At 44.7% G+C, this 16,378-nt stretch carries 14 protein-coding genes; 8 read left to right on the top strand and 6 right to left on the bottom strand.

Annotated elements, in window-relative coordinates; all coding sequences use genetic code 11:
* Nucleotides 1–9 precede the first annotated feature (9 nt).
* The 4 genes from C1S74_RS08580 to C1S74_RS08595 all read left to right on the top strand — a co-directional run bounded on the left by C1S74_RS08580 (nt 10) and on the right by C1S74_RS08595 (nt 3,475).
* Entirely contained in the window at nt 10–963 is a 954-nt protein-coding gene (locus C1S74_RS08580; RefSeq protein WP_045400339.1) for a cobalamin biosynthesis family protein, read from the top strand.
* A complete protein-coding gene (gene btuF, locus C1S74_RS08585; RefSeq protein ID WP_045400342.1) occupies nt 963–1,787 on the top strand; it encodes a vitamin B12 ABC transporter substrate-binding protein BtuF in 825 nt (274 codons plus the stop codon). Before C1S74_RS08580 ends, btuF begins: the two co-directional genes overlap by 1 nt.
* A 77-nt stretch (nt 1,788–1,864) precedes the next feature.
* A complete protein-coding gene (locus C1S74_RS08590; protein WP_038866298.1) occupies nt 1,865–2,485 on the top strand; it encodes a TRIC cation channel family protein in 621 nt (206 codons plus the stop codon).
* 129 nt (nt 2,486–2,614) lie between these two features.
* The gene (locus C1S74_RS08595; RefSeq protein WP_045400345.1) at nt 2,615–3,475 is read left to right on the top strand and encodes a LysR family transcriptional regulator; all 861 of its coding nucleotides are present in this window, start codon (nt 2,615–2,617) and stop codon (nt 3,473–3,475) included.
* Here C1S74_RS08595 and C1S74_RS08600 read toward each other — a convergent pair.
* Nucleotides 3,411–4,190, bottom strand: a complete 780-nt coding sequence (locus C1S74_RS08600; RefSeq protein ID WP_045400348.1) for a TSUP family transporter — start codon at nt 4,188–4,190, stop codon at nt 3,411–3,413. The genes C1S74_RS08595 and C1S74_RS08600 overlap by 65 nt on opposite strands.
* A 249-nt stretch (nt 4,191–4,439) precedes the next feature.
* Between C1S74_RS08600 and ssp4 the strand changes: the two genes are divergently transcribed.
* The 3 genes from ssp4 (at nt 4,440) to C1S74_RS08615 (ending at nt 6,366) form a co-directional block, all read left to right on the top strand.
* Complete coding sequence (gene ssp4 / locus C1S74_RS08605) at nt 4,440–5,351, top strand: Ssp4 family T6SS effector (RefSeq protein WP_045400351.1); 912 nt, start codon at nt 4,440–4,442, stop codon at nt 5,349–5,351.
* Complete coding sequence (locus C1S74_RS08610) at nt 5,344–5,778, top strand: hypothetical protein (protein WP_045400354.1); 435 nt, start codon at nt 5,344–5,346, stop codon at nt 5,776–5,778. The genes ssp4 and C1S74_RS08610 overlap by 8 nt, the downstream gene beginning before the upstream one ends.
* A gap of 123 nt (nt 5,779–5,901) precedes the next feature.
* Nucleotides 5,902–6,366 (top strand): hypothetical protein, encoded by a 465-nt coding sequence (locus C1S74_RS08615; RefSeq protein ID WP_045400357.1) that lies wholly within the window; start codon nt 5,902–5,904, stop codon nt 6,364–6,366.
* Nucleotides 6,367–6,463: 97 nt separating this feature from the next.
* Here the strand turns inward: C1S74_RS08615 and carB are convergent, their stop codons facing one another.
* From carB to secA, 5 genes are all read right to left on the bottom strand, one after another.
* Nucleotides 6,464–9,697: a carbamoyl-phosphate synthase large subunit gene (carB, locus tag C1S74_RS08620; RefSeq protein WP_038878219.1), complete on the bottom strand. Its 3,234-nt coding sequence runs from the start codon at nt 9,695–9,697 to the stop codon at nt 6,464–6,466.
* Between the two features lie 16 nt (nt 9,698–9,713).
* Nucleotides 9,714–10,853, bottom strand: coding sequence for a glutamine-hydrolyzing carbamoyl-phosphate synthase small subunit (gene carA / locus C1S74_RS08625; RefSeq protein WP_038866284.1), 1,140 nt, complete (start codon nt 10,851–10,853; stop codon nt 9,714–9,716).
* A gap of 481 nt (nt 10,854–11,334) precedes the next feature.
* Nucleotides 11,335–12,144, bottom strand: a complete 810-nt coding sequence (gene dapB / locus C1S74_RS08630) for a 4-hydroxy-tetrahydrodipicolinate reductase (protein ID WP_045400361.1) — start codon at nt 12,142–12,144, stop codon at nt 11,335–11,337.
* A gap of 113 nt (nt 12,145–12,257) precedes the next feature.
* Complete coding sequence (gene mutT / locus C1S74_RS08635) at nt 12,258–12,656, bottom strand: 8-oxo-dGTP diphosphatase MutT (RefSeq protein WP_045400364.1); 399 nt, start codon at nt 12,654–12,656, stop codon at nt 12,258–12,260.
* 73 nt (nt 12,657–12,729) lie between these two features.
* Nucleotides 12,730–15,459: a preprotein translocase subunit SecA gene (secA, locus tag C1S74_RS08640; RefSeq protein WP_038866278.1), complete on the bottom strand. Its 2,730-nt coding sequence runs from the start codon at nt 15,457–15,459 to the stop codon at nt 12,730–12,732.
* A 420-nt stretch (nt 15,460–15,879) separates the two neighbouring features.
* Here secA and C1S74_RS08645 point away from each other — a divergent pair, with 420 nt between their 5' ends.
* On the top strand, nt 15,880–16,344 hold the full coding sequence (locus C1S74_RS08645; protein ID WP_045400366.1) for a DUF721 domain-containing protein: 465 nt from the start codon (nt 15,880–15,882) through the stop codon (nt 16,342–16,344).
* Nucleotides 16,345–16,378: the final 34 nt, after the last annotated feature.

Raw genomic sequence — 16,378 nt, forward strand, 5'->3', positions numbered from 1 at the left:
TCAAATTTCATGGAAGAAATCTTTCAGCAACTTTATGCCAATGGTGCGCTCCTCGTTATGTGGGGCGCACTGTTATTTCACCTTTTAATTCCCATTCCTCACACTGCTCATCCAGTGACTTTGTGGCACAAGTTCGCAGAACAACTGGCATACAAAGTTAACAACCATCACAACCACTCACAAAGCTTAATATCCGGAGGCCTCGCACTTATGCTGATGCTTCTCCCTTGTTTGGTGTTGTTGATCGCGATGAAACCTTTGGTGTGGCAAGGCCCCCTATTTGAGCTAGCTCTCTTATTGATAGCCTTAGACTGGCGTAACAATGAATCACTAGCTAAACAACTCATTACCGCAATGTCTAATGAAGACAAAGCTCGGAGTAGAAGCCTACTTGCGCCTTATCTTAATCGTGATACCCATACGTTATCTTTATTGGGTATCGGCAAAGCAGGCGCAGAAACCATTATCATGGGGTACGGACGTAACGTCGTTTGTGTGTTGTTTTGGTATGGATTAACAGGTGGTATAGGCGCATTGATGTATCGCCTTACGACAGAGCTCTCCCGAGCGTGGTCACCAAGTCGCCGTCAGTTTTCACCTTTTGGTAAGCCCGCCATTCAGTTAGTGGCAGCCTTAGAAATTATCCCACTGCGCTTATTCGCTCTTTTTATCACGATAGGCAAAAACCTCTCTACGGTAAGTTCTGGCATGCTGCAACAGGCAAAAAGCTGGCCGTTACCAGGACCATCATGGCTGCTCTGTGCTGTTGGCAATAAGTTACAGCTTTCACTCGGTGGCCCTGCACTCTATCAAGGACAACGTGCTGAGCGAGCTAAAATCGGAGGTCGAATCGCACCGTCTGCGATTCACCTAGCACAAATTCAAACTTTGCTGGTATGGCGTATTTTTGCTTGGGTCGTCATCCAAAGTCTTACTCTTGGATTCCTATATCAAGGATTATGATGAACAAACTTTGCTTTACTCTTCCTTTACTCTTCTCTGCAGTAACGTTTGCCAATACTCCGGCGCAACGCATTATCAGTTTGGCCCCACACGCAACCGAGATAGCTTATGCTGCCGGCCTGGGCGATAAACTGATCGCTGTTAGTGAAATGAGTGACTACCCAGAGCAAGCAAAGGAACTTGAGACGGTCTCCAACTATCAAGGAATGAAACTCGAACGTATTATTGCACTTCATCCCGATTTAGTTATTGCATGGCCAGCGGGTAATCCAGCCAAAGAACTTGATAAGCTCAAGCAGTTTGGCATTCCTATCTACTACTCAACCACTGGAACGTTAGAAGACATCGCTACGAACATTGAGCAGCTCAGCCAATACAGTGAAAAACCAGAAACAGGTCAAAAAGCCGCAGCAGAGTTTCGAGCACAGCTGGACGCGCTGAAAGAAAAATACAACACCGAAGATAAAGTCAGTTATTTCTATCAACTAAGTGAGAAACCAATCATCACCGTTGCAGGCAATAACTGGCCTAGTGAAGTCTTCAACTTCTGCGGTGGTGAAAATATCTTTGCCAAAGGCAGTGCACCTTACCCCCAAGTGAGCATTGAGCAAGTGATAACTCGCAAGCCAGAAGTTATGTTCACGTCTCGACATGCCATGAGCAATAATGGAATGTGGTCTGAGTGGAAAAACGATATTCCGGCGCTTGAGAACAAGCATGTATGGTCACTAAACTCAGACTGGATAAATCGCCCAACCCCAAGAACCTTAAACGCGATCACAGAGGTGTGTGAACACTTTGAAACCGTTCGGCAAAAACGCTAACGTTTTCGTTGGAAATCCCGTACAATTTCCGTCCCATTTCTGTTCCCCCACAATTTGTTTAAAAGGTACCAAGTAACATGGACTCCATGCTGCTTTATATGATCGATTTATTCGGTACTGCTGTCTTCGCGGTTTCTGGTGTTTTACTCGCAGGCCGATTAAAGATGGACCCCTTCGGTGTGATCGTACTCGGTAGTGTAACGGCTATTGGCGGCGGCACCATTCGCGATATGGCGCTTGGTGCAACCCCAGTCTTCTGGATCACAGACACCACTTATCTTTGGGTAATTTTCATCACCTGTTTACTCACTATGATTTTAATTCGTCGTCCTAAACGCTTGCCTTGGTGGGTGCTCCCCGTCTGTGACGCAATTGGTTTGGCGGTATTCGTCGGCATCGGTGTCGAAAAAGCGCTAGCCTACAATGCATCTGGTATGGTGGCGGTGATCATGGGTGTCATCACTGGCTGCGGCGGCGGTATTATCCGTGATGTGCTTGCACGAGAAGTGCCGATGGTATTACGAAGTGAAGTCTACGCGACGGCCTGTATTATTGGCGGCATCTTCCACACCATGGCTCTAAGCATGGGGTATGATCACTCTGTCGCTTTACTTGCGGGCGTCATTTCAACACTGATAATTCGCCTTGGTGCTATTCGTTGGCACTTATCATTACCGACGTTTGCAATCAATCGCTAATCAGCAGCCCACAATGAATCGTATAAAAAGCCGACCTCGCGTCGGCTTTTTTATTACCAAAACAGAATTCGCATCTGGAGCAAAGCTTGGTTATATTAAGGCTATTATTCCCAACATTCATGGATAGACATGTTACTGGAAGGCATTGAAACACTCTTGGTTTTAAGTAAAGAGAAGACCATGAGTCGCACTGGCAGCCAGCTTTACATCAGCCAATCAGCAGTAAGTAAGCGCATTGCGAATCTAGAAAAAAAGCTAGGAAAGAAGCTCATTGAGCCCAGTGGCCGCCATATCAAACTCACCTCAGAAGCCACCGCACTGATCAGCACAATAGAACCAACTTTCAATGAATTACGTGGTCAGATCCATGACCAACAAGAGCTCGAAGATTCTTCGTTAATTCGAATGGACTGCTCGGAAACGTTAGTTGCAGGTTACCTAAGCCTAATAATGGAAGAGCGATTAACCCAAGACCCTTATCTTAGAATTTCCACCAACCATACGCCTCGTATCGTTGAGAATGTCAAATCAGGCAAAGCCACGCTTGGGTTTTGTGCAGGTTATCTACCCCCGCACCATGGTTTGATGAGTTTCCACCTCGCGGATGAACCTTTCTCAATTATTAGCAAACATAAACTCACTTCTTTGCCAAAAGCGATCCTAACCAATGACTTGAATAACCCAGCCAACACCTATCAACAAGCAGTTTTGTCTAAGCACAACATTCAACCTTTAATGGAAATGGACTCATACACTGCAGCGGCACAATTGGCATTAGGAGGAATGGCACCTGCTTTAATTCCTAGATCGATAATAAAAACCTTGAATATCGCCTCGGAATATCGCTATGACTTTGAGGAACTCAATCCACTAGTTCGCCCGATGCACATCTGCCTACGACACAATGCTTATCGAAATGAGCGTATTAAAACAGTGATAGAATCCATTGCTGATGTTGTTGCCAAAGAAGTTTTGTCGCCATCAACATAGACATGGTAATGACTAAAGGTCGAATCCATTTCTGACCTTTGGTCACCACCACTTTTGCTCCTAGCTGAGCACCAATAAAGCCGCCAACGGCCATGGTAAGGCCAATCTCCCATACAGGTAGACCTGCAAGAATAAAGAATAATAGTGCGGCAATATTTGAAGTGAAGTTAAGAATCTTAGTACGAGCAGTCGCATCAACCAATGAGAAGTGACCAAGTGCGACAAAACAGAGTACAAATATAGAGCCCGTTCCTGGCCCAAAGAAGCCATCGTAAAAGCCCACGCCGCCACCAACGCACAAAGCGAACATCGCTTCAGAAAGCTTCGGCTCCCCTTCCGCTGTTTTAGAGGTCGAGGAGAGCAAAAAGTAGAGAGAAATCGCAATCAGCAATACAGGGATAAGGCTAGTGAGTATACCTGCATCGATAAACTGCACAGCCTCTGCCCCAATAGCAGAGCCAATAAAGGTACATAGAATCGCTAGGCGCATCTCTTTGAGGCTAACAATACCATTACGCACAAAGTACCAACTGGCAGAGAAGCTTCCGAATGAGCTTTGGAGTTTGTTCGTCGCCAATGCCTGAGTTGGGCTAAGCCCCGCTGCCAGTAGAGCTGGCAATGTTAATAGACCACCACCACCAGCCATGGCATCAATAAATCCTGCTGCTGATGCGACAAAAAACAATGCAATTAACATCTCGAAAGTGATTTCCACTCGTGCGTCCTTGTAAATATTTGTAACCAGATGAGGCAACGATAGCATTGCCTTACAAACGCACAAAAGGAAACTCAAGACACCAACCTATTCCAGATATTCATCAATCTAAAAATCTAACAAATGATACGTTAAATGTATCAATTACATTTCCGATAGAATTCACTCTCAAGAGCATTTCAATTTTTTGATGGAAAAAGAAAACACTGGCTTAATCTTATCAATTCAACCTTATCGAAAGTGAAAACAATGGATGTTTTAAGGACTCGCCCTTCAATAAAAGAGCAACAGCTGCGCTCTCGTGTAGAACAAACCATAAATTTAAAACAACTCTTCAAAGTCATCGACTCTAGGCCCGAAACCTCGGGAGCTGGGGTTACTTATATCGCAAGTGATTCAACTATCATATCTTTGCGAAAATTCAATTCCAGTTGTCGCGTCAATCCTATCAGAATTGTTTTAAAAGAACCGACATCTCCTATGTCTGCCGATAGTTACGCCAAAGAACTTAAGTCTTCGAATAGAGAGTCTAAGGTAGTTGGCGAGATTATCGGGATGACTCTAAGCTGTACATCCGCCGTACTTGGCTGGCTAGTTGTATTTGGAGGCGCAGCTGCAATACCTCTCTCCGGGGGAACAAGTGCAGCTGTAACATACCTCGGAACCTCCGCAGCACTCGCGTCTTCAGCTCAATGTGGTATAGGTTTAGCACGAGTAGGCACAGAAATATACGCGCCAGAAAAACTAGATGAATTCGATTCAAATGAATGGTACCAAACAACCTCTAAAGCGCTGGATTACATATCTTTAGCTGGCGTTGGGGCGGCAGGTTCGACAACTATAAAGGCACTTTCAAACTTAAAAAAAACTTCAGGCAAAAGCACGATGGATGCATTGAAAACGCTGAATCGTCAGGAAAGAGCAAGGCTAACTAAAGAAATATCACGTCAAAACATTCCAAACCTCTCCTCAAAAGCCTACAAAAAACTAATTAAGAGTGGGCAAGCAAAAAGACGTTATTCACCAACGGAAATCAATCATGCGATTAGGATTCAATTAAAAGATGCAATTGGCGCTACATTGAGTTTTACAGGAAGTGCTATATCCGGGAATGTTAGATCTATTGCTATCGGCATATATGAGGAGATGCAGTTTGAATAAGCATCAAAACGAAGTAATAGTTCTAGGCATAAGAAGTATCACTACAGCCCTTTTTATAGTAATGGCATTAATCGCAGGGGGCGGGTTAAATTCTTTTTTCTTAGATCAAATGATCGATATATCTGGCCGATATGGAAGCTTTTACTTTTGGATTGTGATGATTGGCATCGCAACATTTCTGACTTGGCTTCCCTTTACAATGATCGCAATACGTGGCTCAAAGTCCCTATCTAAAGTAAATACTTATAATGCATTGCTTCAAGTATCAATAGCACTTTGCTACTGCATTATAAATACAGCTTTTAACGAGCCACTTGCATTGATAGCACTTACACTACCATTAGTAGCTTTCATTCTCTTGAAAACAAACGCTTACTTAAATTTTGTAGAGTTTTACTACGAGTTACAAAAAGCACGAAGGCTCTAAGAGTATCCACATACAGAGGTTCATCGCGGCTTTTTCAGGAAAGCCGCTCTTATCTTTAAGAAGACAAGTTCAACACATTTTTATCGGTCATATGCATAACCTAATTTCAACTAAAAGGTGCCTGTGAATAGTAAAGAAAAAGATGTATTCGTTCTGTCCGCTAAAAGCATCGTTACAGCTTTAAGTGCAATAATGTTTTTAACAATAGGGGGCGGACTAAATATATTCTTTCTGGATAAAATAACCTATATTTCAAATAGTTATGACCAATTCCACTTATGGGTGGTAATGATGGGTCTTGGCGCTCTTTTGGTAACGATTCCATTTGGGATGATCATTATTCATGGTTTAAAGTTCTTAAATCCAATCAATATTTTTAATGCCACGATACAGATTTTCATTGCGATATGTTTTGGAGTTTCAGAAGCAAAATTAGGAGACCTATTCTGGTTGATAGCCCTTGCTCTCCCTATTCTTGCTCTTTATTTGATGAATACCCCTTCCTACAAATGCTTCATAACCTTTTACTATGAACTAGCTCAGAGTCGTAGAGAGCATCGAAGACAAATGAGAAATATCAACAAGTAGAACAAGTTGTTTAATTAAACAAAAAAGCCCGCTCAAATGAGCGGGCAATGAGGTTGTCATATAAGCCCTATTTTTCAGGCTTACTGATTTTTATCTATTACGCTTCTAGGCTAGCTTTCACTTTTGCGTGCAGCTCTTGAACCGAAGTTACTGTGCTCTTCGCATCTGCCGTGTGTGCCATACAAGTTGCGAATGCCGCATTTAGCGTAGTCGTGTAGTTCACTTTCTCAGCCAGTGCACCGCGACGAAGAACTTTAGAGTCTTCAATCGCTTGACGGCCTGCTGCAGTGTTCACGATGTAGGTGTACTCGTTATTCTTGATACGGTCAAGAATGTGAGGACGACCTTCGTGTACCTTGTTAACTAGACGTGGGTTGATGCCCGCTTCACCAAGGATAACTGCTGTACCGTGTGTTGCATCTAGTTGGTAACCAAGCTTAGACAGCTTAGATGCTAGGTCTACAACGCGCTCTTTGTCGCCTTCACGAACAGAAAGAAGTGCACGGCCGCCTTCTGGGTAAATGTTGCCACAACCCAATTCAGCTTTAGAGTATGCTTCTGCGAACGTTGCACCAACACCCATAACTTCACCAGTAGAGCGCATTTCTGGACCTAACAGTGGGTCAACACCAGGGAACTTATTGAATGGAAGTACAACTTCTTTCACTGAGTAGTACGGTGGGATGATTTCTTTCGTAAAGCCTTGAGACTCTAGCGATTGACCCGCCATTACACGTGCTGCGATCTTAGCGATTGGCGCGCCAGTCGCTTTCGATACGAACGGTACCGTACGTGCTGCACGAGGGTTAACCTCGATTAGGTACACTTGGTTGTTCTTAACAGCAAACTGCGTGTTCATTAGGCCACGAACACCCAACTCGAACGCCAGCTTTTCAACTTGCTCGCGCATTACGTCTTGGATTTCTTGGCTTAGCGTATATGCAGGAAGAGAACATGCTGAGTCACCTGAGTGAACACCTGCTTGTTCGATGTGCTCCATGATACCGCCGATAACTACGCGCTCACCGTCACAGATAGCATCGATATCCACTTCAACAGCATCATCTAGGAAGCTATCAAGAAGAACTGGCGATTCGTTCGATACGCTTACTGCTTCGTTGAAGTAGCGACGTAGGTCTTGCTCGTCGTATACGATTTCCATCGCACGACCACCAAGTACGTAAGAAGGACGTACAACTAATGGGAAGCCAATTTCGCGAGATTTCTCTACCGCTTGCTCCATTGTTGTTACTGTCGCGTTCTCTGGCTGTAGAAGACCTAGACGGTCAACAGCAACTTGGAAACGCTCACGGTCTTCTGCACGGTCGATTGCGTCAGGGCTAGTACCGATGATTGGCACGCCAGCTGCTTCAAGTGCGCGAGCCAGTTTCAGTGGCGTTTGGCCACCGTACTGAACGATAACGCCTTTTGGCTTCTCAACGCGAGCGATTGCTAGTACATCTTCCAGAGTGACTGGTTCGAAGTACAGACGGTCAGATGTATCGTAGTCTGTTGAAACTGTCTCAGGGTTACAGTTAACCATGATAGTCTCAAAGCCATCTTCACGTAGAGCTAGTGATGCGTGTACACAACAGTAGTCAAATTCAATACCTTGGCCGATACGGTTTGGACCGCCACCAAGAATCATGATCTTGTCTTTGTCTGTTGGGTTTGCTTCACACTCGTCATCGTAAGATGAGTACATGTAAGCCGTGTCTGAAGAGAACTCAGCCGCACACGTATCAACGCGCTTGTAAACAGGGTGGATATCGTATTGGTCACGTAGGCGACGGATTTCGCTTTCCGCTACACCTAGAATCTTAGATAGGCGCGCATCAGCAAAACCTTTACGCTTCAGCTTGTTTAGCTCGTCTTTGTTCAGACCCGCGAAGCCTTTTGCTTTTAGCTCTTGCTCAAGTTTAACGATGTCTTCGATTTGAACTAGGAACCAACGGTCGATTTGCGTTAGGTTGAATACGCCATCTACTGACATACCCGCACGGAATGCATCTGCGATGTACCAAATACGCTCTGCGCCAGCTTCTTTCAGCTCATGACGGATTTTCGTCAGTGCGTCTGGTGCATCTAGGTCAACCATTTCGTCAAAGCCAGTCGCGCCAACTTCTAGTCCGCGAAGCGCTTTTTGTAGAGATTCTTGCTGGTTACGGCCGATAGCCATAACTTCACCAACAGACTTCATTTGCGTCGTTAGACGGTCGTTAGCACCTGCAAATTTCTCGAAGTTAAAACGAGGAATCTTAGTTACTACGTAGTCGATTGTTGGTTCGAATGATGCTGGCGTTGCGCCGCCAGTGATGTCATTCATTAGCTCGTCTAGCGTGAAGCCAACTGCCAGTTTCGCTGCAATCTTAGCGATTGGGAAACCTGTTGCTTTAGAAGCTAGAGCAGAAGAGCGAGATACACGTGGGTTCATCTCGATGATAACCATACGGCCATCTTTCGGGTTGATACCAAACTGTACGTTAGAACCACCAGTTTCAACACCAATCTCACGCAGTACTGCTAGAGATGCGTTACGCATTAGCTGGTATTCTTTGTCTGTTAGTGTTTGCGCTGGTGCAACCGTGATTGAGTCACCCGTGTGGATGCCCATTGGGTCGAAGTTTTCAATCGCACATACGATGATACAGTTGTCCGCTTTGTCACGAACCACTTCCATCTCGTACTCTTTCCAACCGATAAGAGATTCATCGATTAGAAGCTCGTTGGTTGGAGAAAGGTCCAAACCACGACGACAGATTTCTTCAAATTCTTCTTTGTTGTAAGCGATACCACCGCCTGTACCACCCATAGTGAATGATGGACGGATGATACATGGGAAGCCAACCATATCTAGAACGCCGTAAGCTTCTTCCATGGTTTTAGCAGTATCCGCACGTGGACACTCAAGGCCGATAGACTTCATCGCTTTATCGAAACGAGAACGGTCTTCTGCTTTATCAATAGCGTCAGCCGTTGCACCAATCATCTCAACGCCGAATTCTTCAAGAACGCCATGCTTCTCTAGGTCTAGAGCACAGTTCAATGCTGTTTGGCCGCCCATTGTAGGTAGAACTGCATCTGGCTTTTCTTTCGCGATGATGTTGCGAACCACTTCCCACTGGATTGGCTCGATATAAGTTGCATCCGCCATGTCTGGATCAGTCATGATGGTTGCAGGGTTAGAGTTCACAAGGATAACTCGGTAACCCTCTTCACGCAGTGCTTTACACGCTTGTGCGCCAGAGTAGTCAAACTCACATGCCTGACCGATAACAATCGGACCAGCACCAAGAATAAGAATACTTTGAATGTCAGTACGTTTTGGCATTATCTACTACTCCGAATTAAGCGCTGTGTTTTTTGATTAGTTCGATAAAGTGGTCAAATAGCGGTGCCGCGTCGTGTGGACCTGGGCTCGCTTCTGGGTGACCTTGGAAGCTAAATGCTGGCTTGTCTGTACGGTGAATACCTTGTAGAGAACCATCAAATAGCGATACGTGAGTAGCACGTAGATTTTCAGGTAGTGTTGCTTCGTCTGCTGCAAAACCGTGGTTTTGAGAAGTGATCATCACAACATTACGTTCCAAATCTTTTACTGGGTGGTTTGCGCCGTGGTGACCAAACTTCATTTTCACTGTTTGTGCACCCGATGCTAACGCAAGGATTTGGTGGCCTAGACAGATACCAAAGATTGGCAGACCTTTCTCTAGGAAAGTTTTTGTTGCTTCAATCGCGTAAGTACATGGTTCTGGGTCACCAGGGCCGTTTGATAGGAAGACACCATCTGGGTTTAGAGCCAGAACTTCTTCTGCTGACGTTTCAGCAGGAACAACCGTTAGGCGGCAGCCTCGGTCAACCAACATGCGCAAGATGTTGCGTTTTGCGCCGAAGTCGTAGGCAACAACGTGATATGGCAATTCGCTGTCGTCTTTCGCTTCAGGAAGTCCACCTTCAAGCGTCCACGAACCTTGTTTCCATTGATACGCTTCTTTTGTTGTAACCTCTTTCGCAAGATCCATACCTTTCAAGCCAGGGAATTCTTTTGCTTTCGCTAATGCCAAAGCTTCATCTAGGTTGTTACCTGCAACGATACAACCGTTTTGCGCACCTTTCTCACGTAGGATACGAGTTAGCTTACGAGTATCGATGTCTGCAATGCCGACGATATTTTGCGACTTGAGGTAATCAGAAAGGGATTGTTCATTACGGAAGTTAGAAGCGATAAGAGGAAGATCGCGAATCACAAGGCCTTGTGCGTGAATTGAAGAAGATTCTTCGTCTTCGGAATTGGTTCCGGTATTGCCAATGTGAGGATAAGTGAGAGTAACGATTTGTTGAGAATAGGAAGGATCAGTGAGAATTTCTTGGTACCCCGTCATCGAGGTATTAAAAACAACTTCACCAACGGAAATACCATCTGCTCCAATGGAAACACCGCGGAACACTGTCCCATCTTCTAGGACTAACAGTGCTAATTTACCCAAGACAACCTCCAGAATAAAAATGCATAAAAAATAAATTAAGCCGCAAATTTGCCTTCCTTTACCTTGAAAACTTACATAAACAGGTATTTTTGACAAATTGGCGGTATTCTAATGATGGACTTCAAAACTGTCAACACACATTGAAAAATAAATTATTACTTTCTAGCGAGTAAGGGCATTTAAACAGAAAAAGCCCTAAAATTGTAAGTTTTATCGTTATTCATTCCCGACAGTTGGCCTTTTTTGTAAATTTTACAAATTTGAACTTATTGCAGATCACAAAATTTTGTGAGTTTTTTGCGCAAACGTTCATCACACAAAAACAACCTATACTTTTGAGCAATTCAAGCACTTTTCACAACAAGACACCCAAAAACACACCATAACTCAAGATAAAATCGCAGATGGTGCGACTCAATTTCTTTACATATTTTCCTCTAAATACAAAAAAGCCGGCTTACGCCGGCGAATAATTATGTATTTAAAGCTCGTTCAAGCCGAGCACATCGGTCATGGTATAGAAGCCTGATGGCTTCGAATGCAGCCAAACGGCGGCTTTTACCGCGCCATTAGCAAAGGTCATACGATCTGTTGCTTTATGAGTGATCTCAACACGCTCGCCGATATCAGCAAACATAGCAGTATGCTCGCCGACAATGTCACCGGCACGGATAGTAGCAAAGCCAATTTCATCTTTAGTACGTTCACCGGTAATGCCTTCGCGTGCGTACACAGCAACATCACTCAGTTTGTTACCCATCGCTCCAGCAATCGCTTCCCCCATGCCAATCGCGGTACCAGATGGCGCATCCACTTTATGGCGGTGGTGCGCTTCTACGATTTCAACATCACAGTAGTCACCCATAACTTTCGCAGCTTTCTCAAGAAGCTTGAAGACAAGATTCACACCAACAGAGTAGTTTGGAGCCATGACAACGGGCACCTGCTTAGCTGCCTCGTCAATCAGTTCACGTTCTTCTTCGCTAAAGCCCGTTGTTCCAATAACAATGCACTTACCATGTAGCTTACATAGCTCTAGATTCGCCAGTGTGCTCACTGGAGCAGTAAAATCGATAACAACATCAAAGTTGTCGACTTCTTTTGCTAAATCATCCGTCAAAAAGACATCAAACTTACCTTCACCACACAGTTCACCCACATCAACGCCAACAAGTGAAGACTCTGGACGCTCTGAACCAGCCGTTACAGCGGCTTCTGAGTTGAAGTGTGAAGCTTTTACTAAGTTGCGACCCATACGGCCAGCCGCTCCTGCGATTGCAATACGAACCATTGCGCTTTCTCTCCTTCTCTGGATAACGAGGTTTGCACTCGTTCTCTTTCGTTTCGCGGTATCTTTTTAAACTAACAATATCCCGTGTTAACCACAAGACAGTTAGATGCAGGTTAGGAAAACTCTTTCACTACACGCTCTAGAATCGGCACATTAGCTTCTGGGAAAGCGTAGTCAGGTAATGCAATAATATCGACCCAACGCCCTTCTTGTCCTTCACGCCCATAAGGCTGGTTGTTGAATTGAGAAACGGTCATGAAATCAAACTTTAAAGACTTATCTGGGTAGTCGTATTCCAAATGCTCAAATAAGGCTTGTTCTGTGACTGTGATACCAATCTCTTCTTCAAGTTCACGAATCATCGCTTGCTCGACTGTTTCATTTTGCTCAACTTTGCCACCAGGAAACTCCCAAAATCCACCTTTGTGTTTATCATCCGGGCGTTTAGTGATGAAGATTTGCGACCTGTCTTGATTGAAGATAATCGCCGCAACAATGTGAATTCTTTTCATTAGATTCATTCCTAGATCTGTCGATACAAAAAGAGCCGCCTAAGCGACTCTTTCTTAATATCTTCGGACTGTATTAGTCAATTTTACCGTGGCACTGTTTGTACTTTTTACCGCTGCCACATGGACAAGGCTCATTACGGCCCACTTTACGTTCGTCACGAACCATTGGTTGGCTAGAGCCTTCCTCTGCTTCTTCACCTTCTGTCAGTGGGTTTTGAGCTGCCGCGTGTTGAGCTTGAGCACGGCGAGCCGCTTCCTCAGCTTGAGCACGACGTTGCTCTTCCATGCGTTCTACTTCTTCTTGCTGTTGAACACGCACGCGTGACAATACTGTAATTACGTCTGTTTTCAGCGCTTCTAGTAGACCTTCAAACAATTCAAACGACTCACGCTTGTATTCTTGTTTCGGGTTCTTCTGCGCGTAACCACGAAGGTGAATACCTTGGCGCAAGTGATCCATCGCCGCTAAGTGTTCTTTCCATAGCGTATCTAGCGTTTGAAGCATGACCGACTTTTCGAAGTTGCGTAGTACTTGTGCACCAACCACTTCTTCTTTTTGCTTGTAAACTTCTACTGCTAGGTTAACGATCTTCTCACGTAATGCTTCTTCGTAAAGCTTGTCATCTTGCTCAAGCCACTCTTTGATAGGAGCATCTAGATCGAAGTCCGCTTTCAAACGCTCTTGCAGACCTTCAACATCCCACATGTCTTCTAGAGATTGTGGCGGAATGTACTCGTCGATGATCGCTGTGATTACGTCTTCACGGTTTTGTTCGATCATATCGCTAATGTCGTCAACACTCATTAGCTCGTCACGCAATTCGTAAACCACTTTACGTTGATCGTTCGCAACGTCATCGTATTCAAGAAGCTGTTTACGGATATCGAAGTTACGACCTTCTACTTTACGCTGTGCTTTTTCGATTGAACGAGACAGCATCTTCGATTCGATCGCTTCGCCTTCTTCCATACCACTTTGGATAAGGCTCGCCATACGGTCTGAAGTAAAGATACGAAGTAGTGAGTCTTCCATTGATAGGTAGAAACGAGAAGAACCCGCATCACCTTGACGACCAGAACGACCACGTAACTGGTTATCGATACGACGAGATTCGTGACGTTCCGTACCAATGATGTGTAGACCACCCGCATCTAGTACTTGATCGTGAACCTGTTTCCACTCTGCTTTAATCGCATCAATTTGTTCTTTGGTTGGATCTTGCAGCGTTTCAACTTTTGCCTGCCAGCTGCCACCCAATACGATATCGGTACCACGACCTGCCATGTTGGTTGCGATTGTTACCGCACCTGGCGTACCCGCTTCCGCAACAATCTCAGCTTCGCGCTCGTGGAATTTTGCGTTCAATACGTTGTGTTTGATCTTCGCTTTCTTAAGTGCATTAGAAAGAAGTTCTGATTTCTCGATAGAAACCGTACCTACTAGAGATGGTTGACCTTTTTCTACACGCTCTTTGATGTCTTCGATGATTGCAGCAAATTTTTCTGCTTCAGTACGGTAGACCACGTCTGGCATATCATTACGGATCATTGGTTTGTTGGTTGGAATAACCACCGTTTCAAGACCGTAAATCGATTGGAATTCGAACGCTTCTGTATCTGCTGTACCTGTCATACCCGACAGTTTTTCGTATAGACGGAAGTAGTTCTGGAAAGTAATAGAAGCCAGCGTTTGGTTTTCGTTTTGAATCTTAACGCCTTCTTTCGCTTCAACCGCTTGGTGAAGACCTTCAGACCAACGACGACCTGGCATTGTACGGCCAGTGTGTTCATCAACGATAACCACTTCACCGTCATCGTTTACAATGTAGTCTACGTTCAGTTCAAACAATACGTGCGCACGAAGTGCCGCATTTACGTGGTGCAATAAACTAATGTTGGTTGGAGAGTAAAGCGTGTCACCCTCTTCCATCAAACCGTTCTTAACCATCAGCTCTTCAACGAACTCTTGGCCCGTTTCGGTTAAGTGAACTTGTTTAGACTTCTCATCCACAGTGTAGTGGCCGTCACCGCGGTACTCTTCAGAATCTTCTTTATCTTGTTTCTGAAGCTGTGGGATAAGCAAGTTGATGCGAGTGTATAGATCCGAGCTGTCTTCTGCTGGACCAGAAATGATCAAAGGAGTACGAGCTTCATCGATTAGGATTGAATCCACCTCATCGACAACAGCGAAGAAGCGTTCACGTTGAACACGGTCTTCATTGCGGAAAGCCATGTTGTCACGAAGGTAGTCAAAACCAAACTCGTTGTTTGTGCCGTAAAGGATATCGGCTTCGTAAGCTTCTTTCTTAGCTTGAGGAGGCATGTTTGGCACGTTGATGCCAACAGTCATACCAAGGAACTCGAATAGTGGACGGTTTGTTTCCGCGTCACGTGTTGCTAGGTAATCGTTCACCGTTACAACATGGACACCTTTACCAGGAAGTGCGTTTAGGTAAGCAGGAAGAGTCGCCGTTAAAGTTTTACCTTCACCAGTACGCATTTCAGCAATTTGGCCACCGTTAAGGACCATACCACCAATAAGCTGCACGTCGAAGTGGCGCATACCGTAAACACGCTTAGATGCTTCACGAACCGTAGCAAATGCTTCTGGAAGTAGCTTATCAAGAGTTTCGCCTTGCTCTAGGCGCTCACGGAACTCAACAGTCTTTGCTTTTAGCTCTTCATCAGACAGTGCTTCGAACGTTGGTTCGTAGTTATTGATCTCTTTTACAATTTTTCTAAGGCGGCGCAGTGTTCGGTCGTTGCGACTGCCAATAACTTTTGTCAGTAGCTTAGCTATCATTTTTCGTGAATCTCTCTTTTATCAGACCGTTCCCGATCTACTCGTAATGCCTTCAGTCTCTGCCAGTTTAGAACTAAGAATACTGAGATAAATCATTTATCAAAGATATTGAGTTCAAACGTCCATATTTCAAGGCTTAATTTTGAATCAATGTGGCTTAGTGTAAGGATTTTTCATCGATACAACCATAAATAGACGTATTTGTTTGAAGCACTCGTAAGTTTTTAACCAAACTGATGACGGATTCGCCAGTATTACACATACATATCGCTGCTCAATCGGCATTATCAAAACAATCCGTCTCGCCATGCTATATCAAATATTTATGGGCGAGCTGAAGATAAAGGCCATAATGTAAACTATACCTAAGCAGAAAGCTGCTCTAGAATACCCATATCTCAACAAAATTAGATTTTACCTATGCGTGATCATCGCCCTACCTCAACAGACGATCTTATTGCCGAATCCCAGTTCAAAAAGATACAAGAACATGCGGGAGACATCCTGCAACTTAATCAGGCGCTGCAAGAGATCCTACCTAAGGGTACGGCAGATCATTGCCGAGTGGCTAACGTCCGTAACGGTCATTTGCTCATTGATGTGGCCAGCGCTTCACTAAAGATGAAGATCGATTACGATCGTTTAATGATCCTAAATAAGCTTCGAACTCAAGGCTATGCAAAGCTGATGAGTGTGGAAGTTCGAATCAACCCATCACTATACCGCAATCGTTTCGAGCACGATGACAGACCAAAGCGTCCGCCTCTTACTGAAGCTGCAGCAAATTCATTAATGATCATCGCAGATATGGCGCCACCAAAGATTCAAGAGCGTTTAAAACGTCTTGCGGAAATGGCAGAAAAGAAGAAGACGAGTGATAGGTAGAGCGAAGAAAGAACAGTGACCTCACTGTTCAAAG

Source organism: Vibrio hyugaensis (assembly GCF_002906655.1).
Lineage (GTDB): Bacteria > Pseudomonadota > Gammaproteobacteria > Enterobacterales > Vibrionaceae > Vibrio > Vibrio hyugaensis.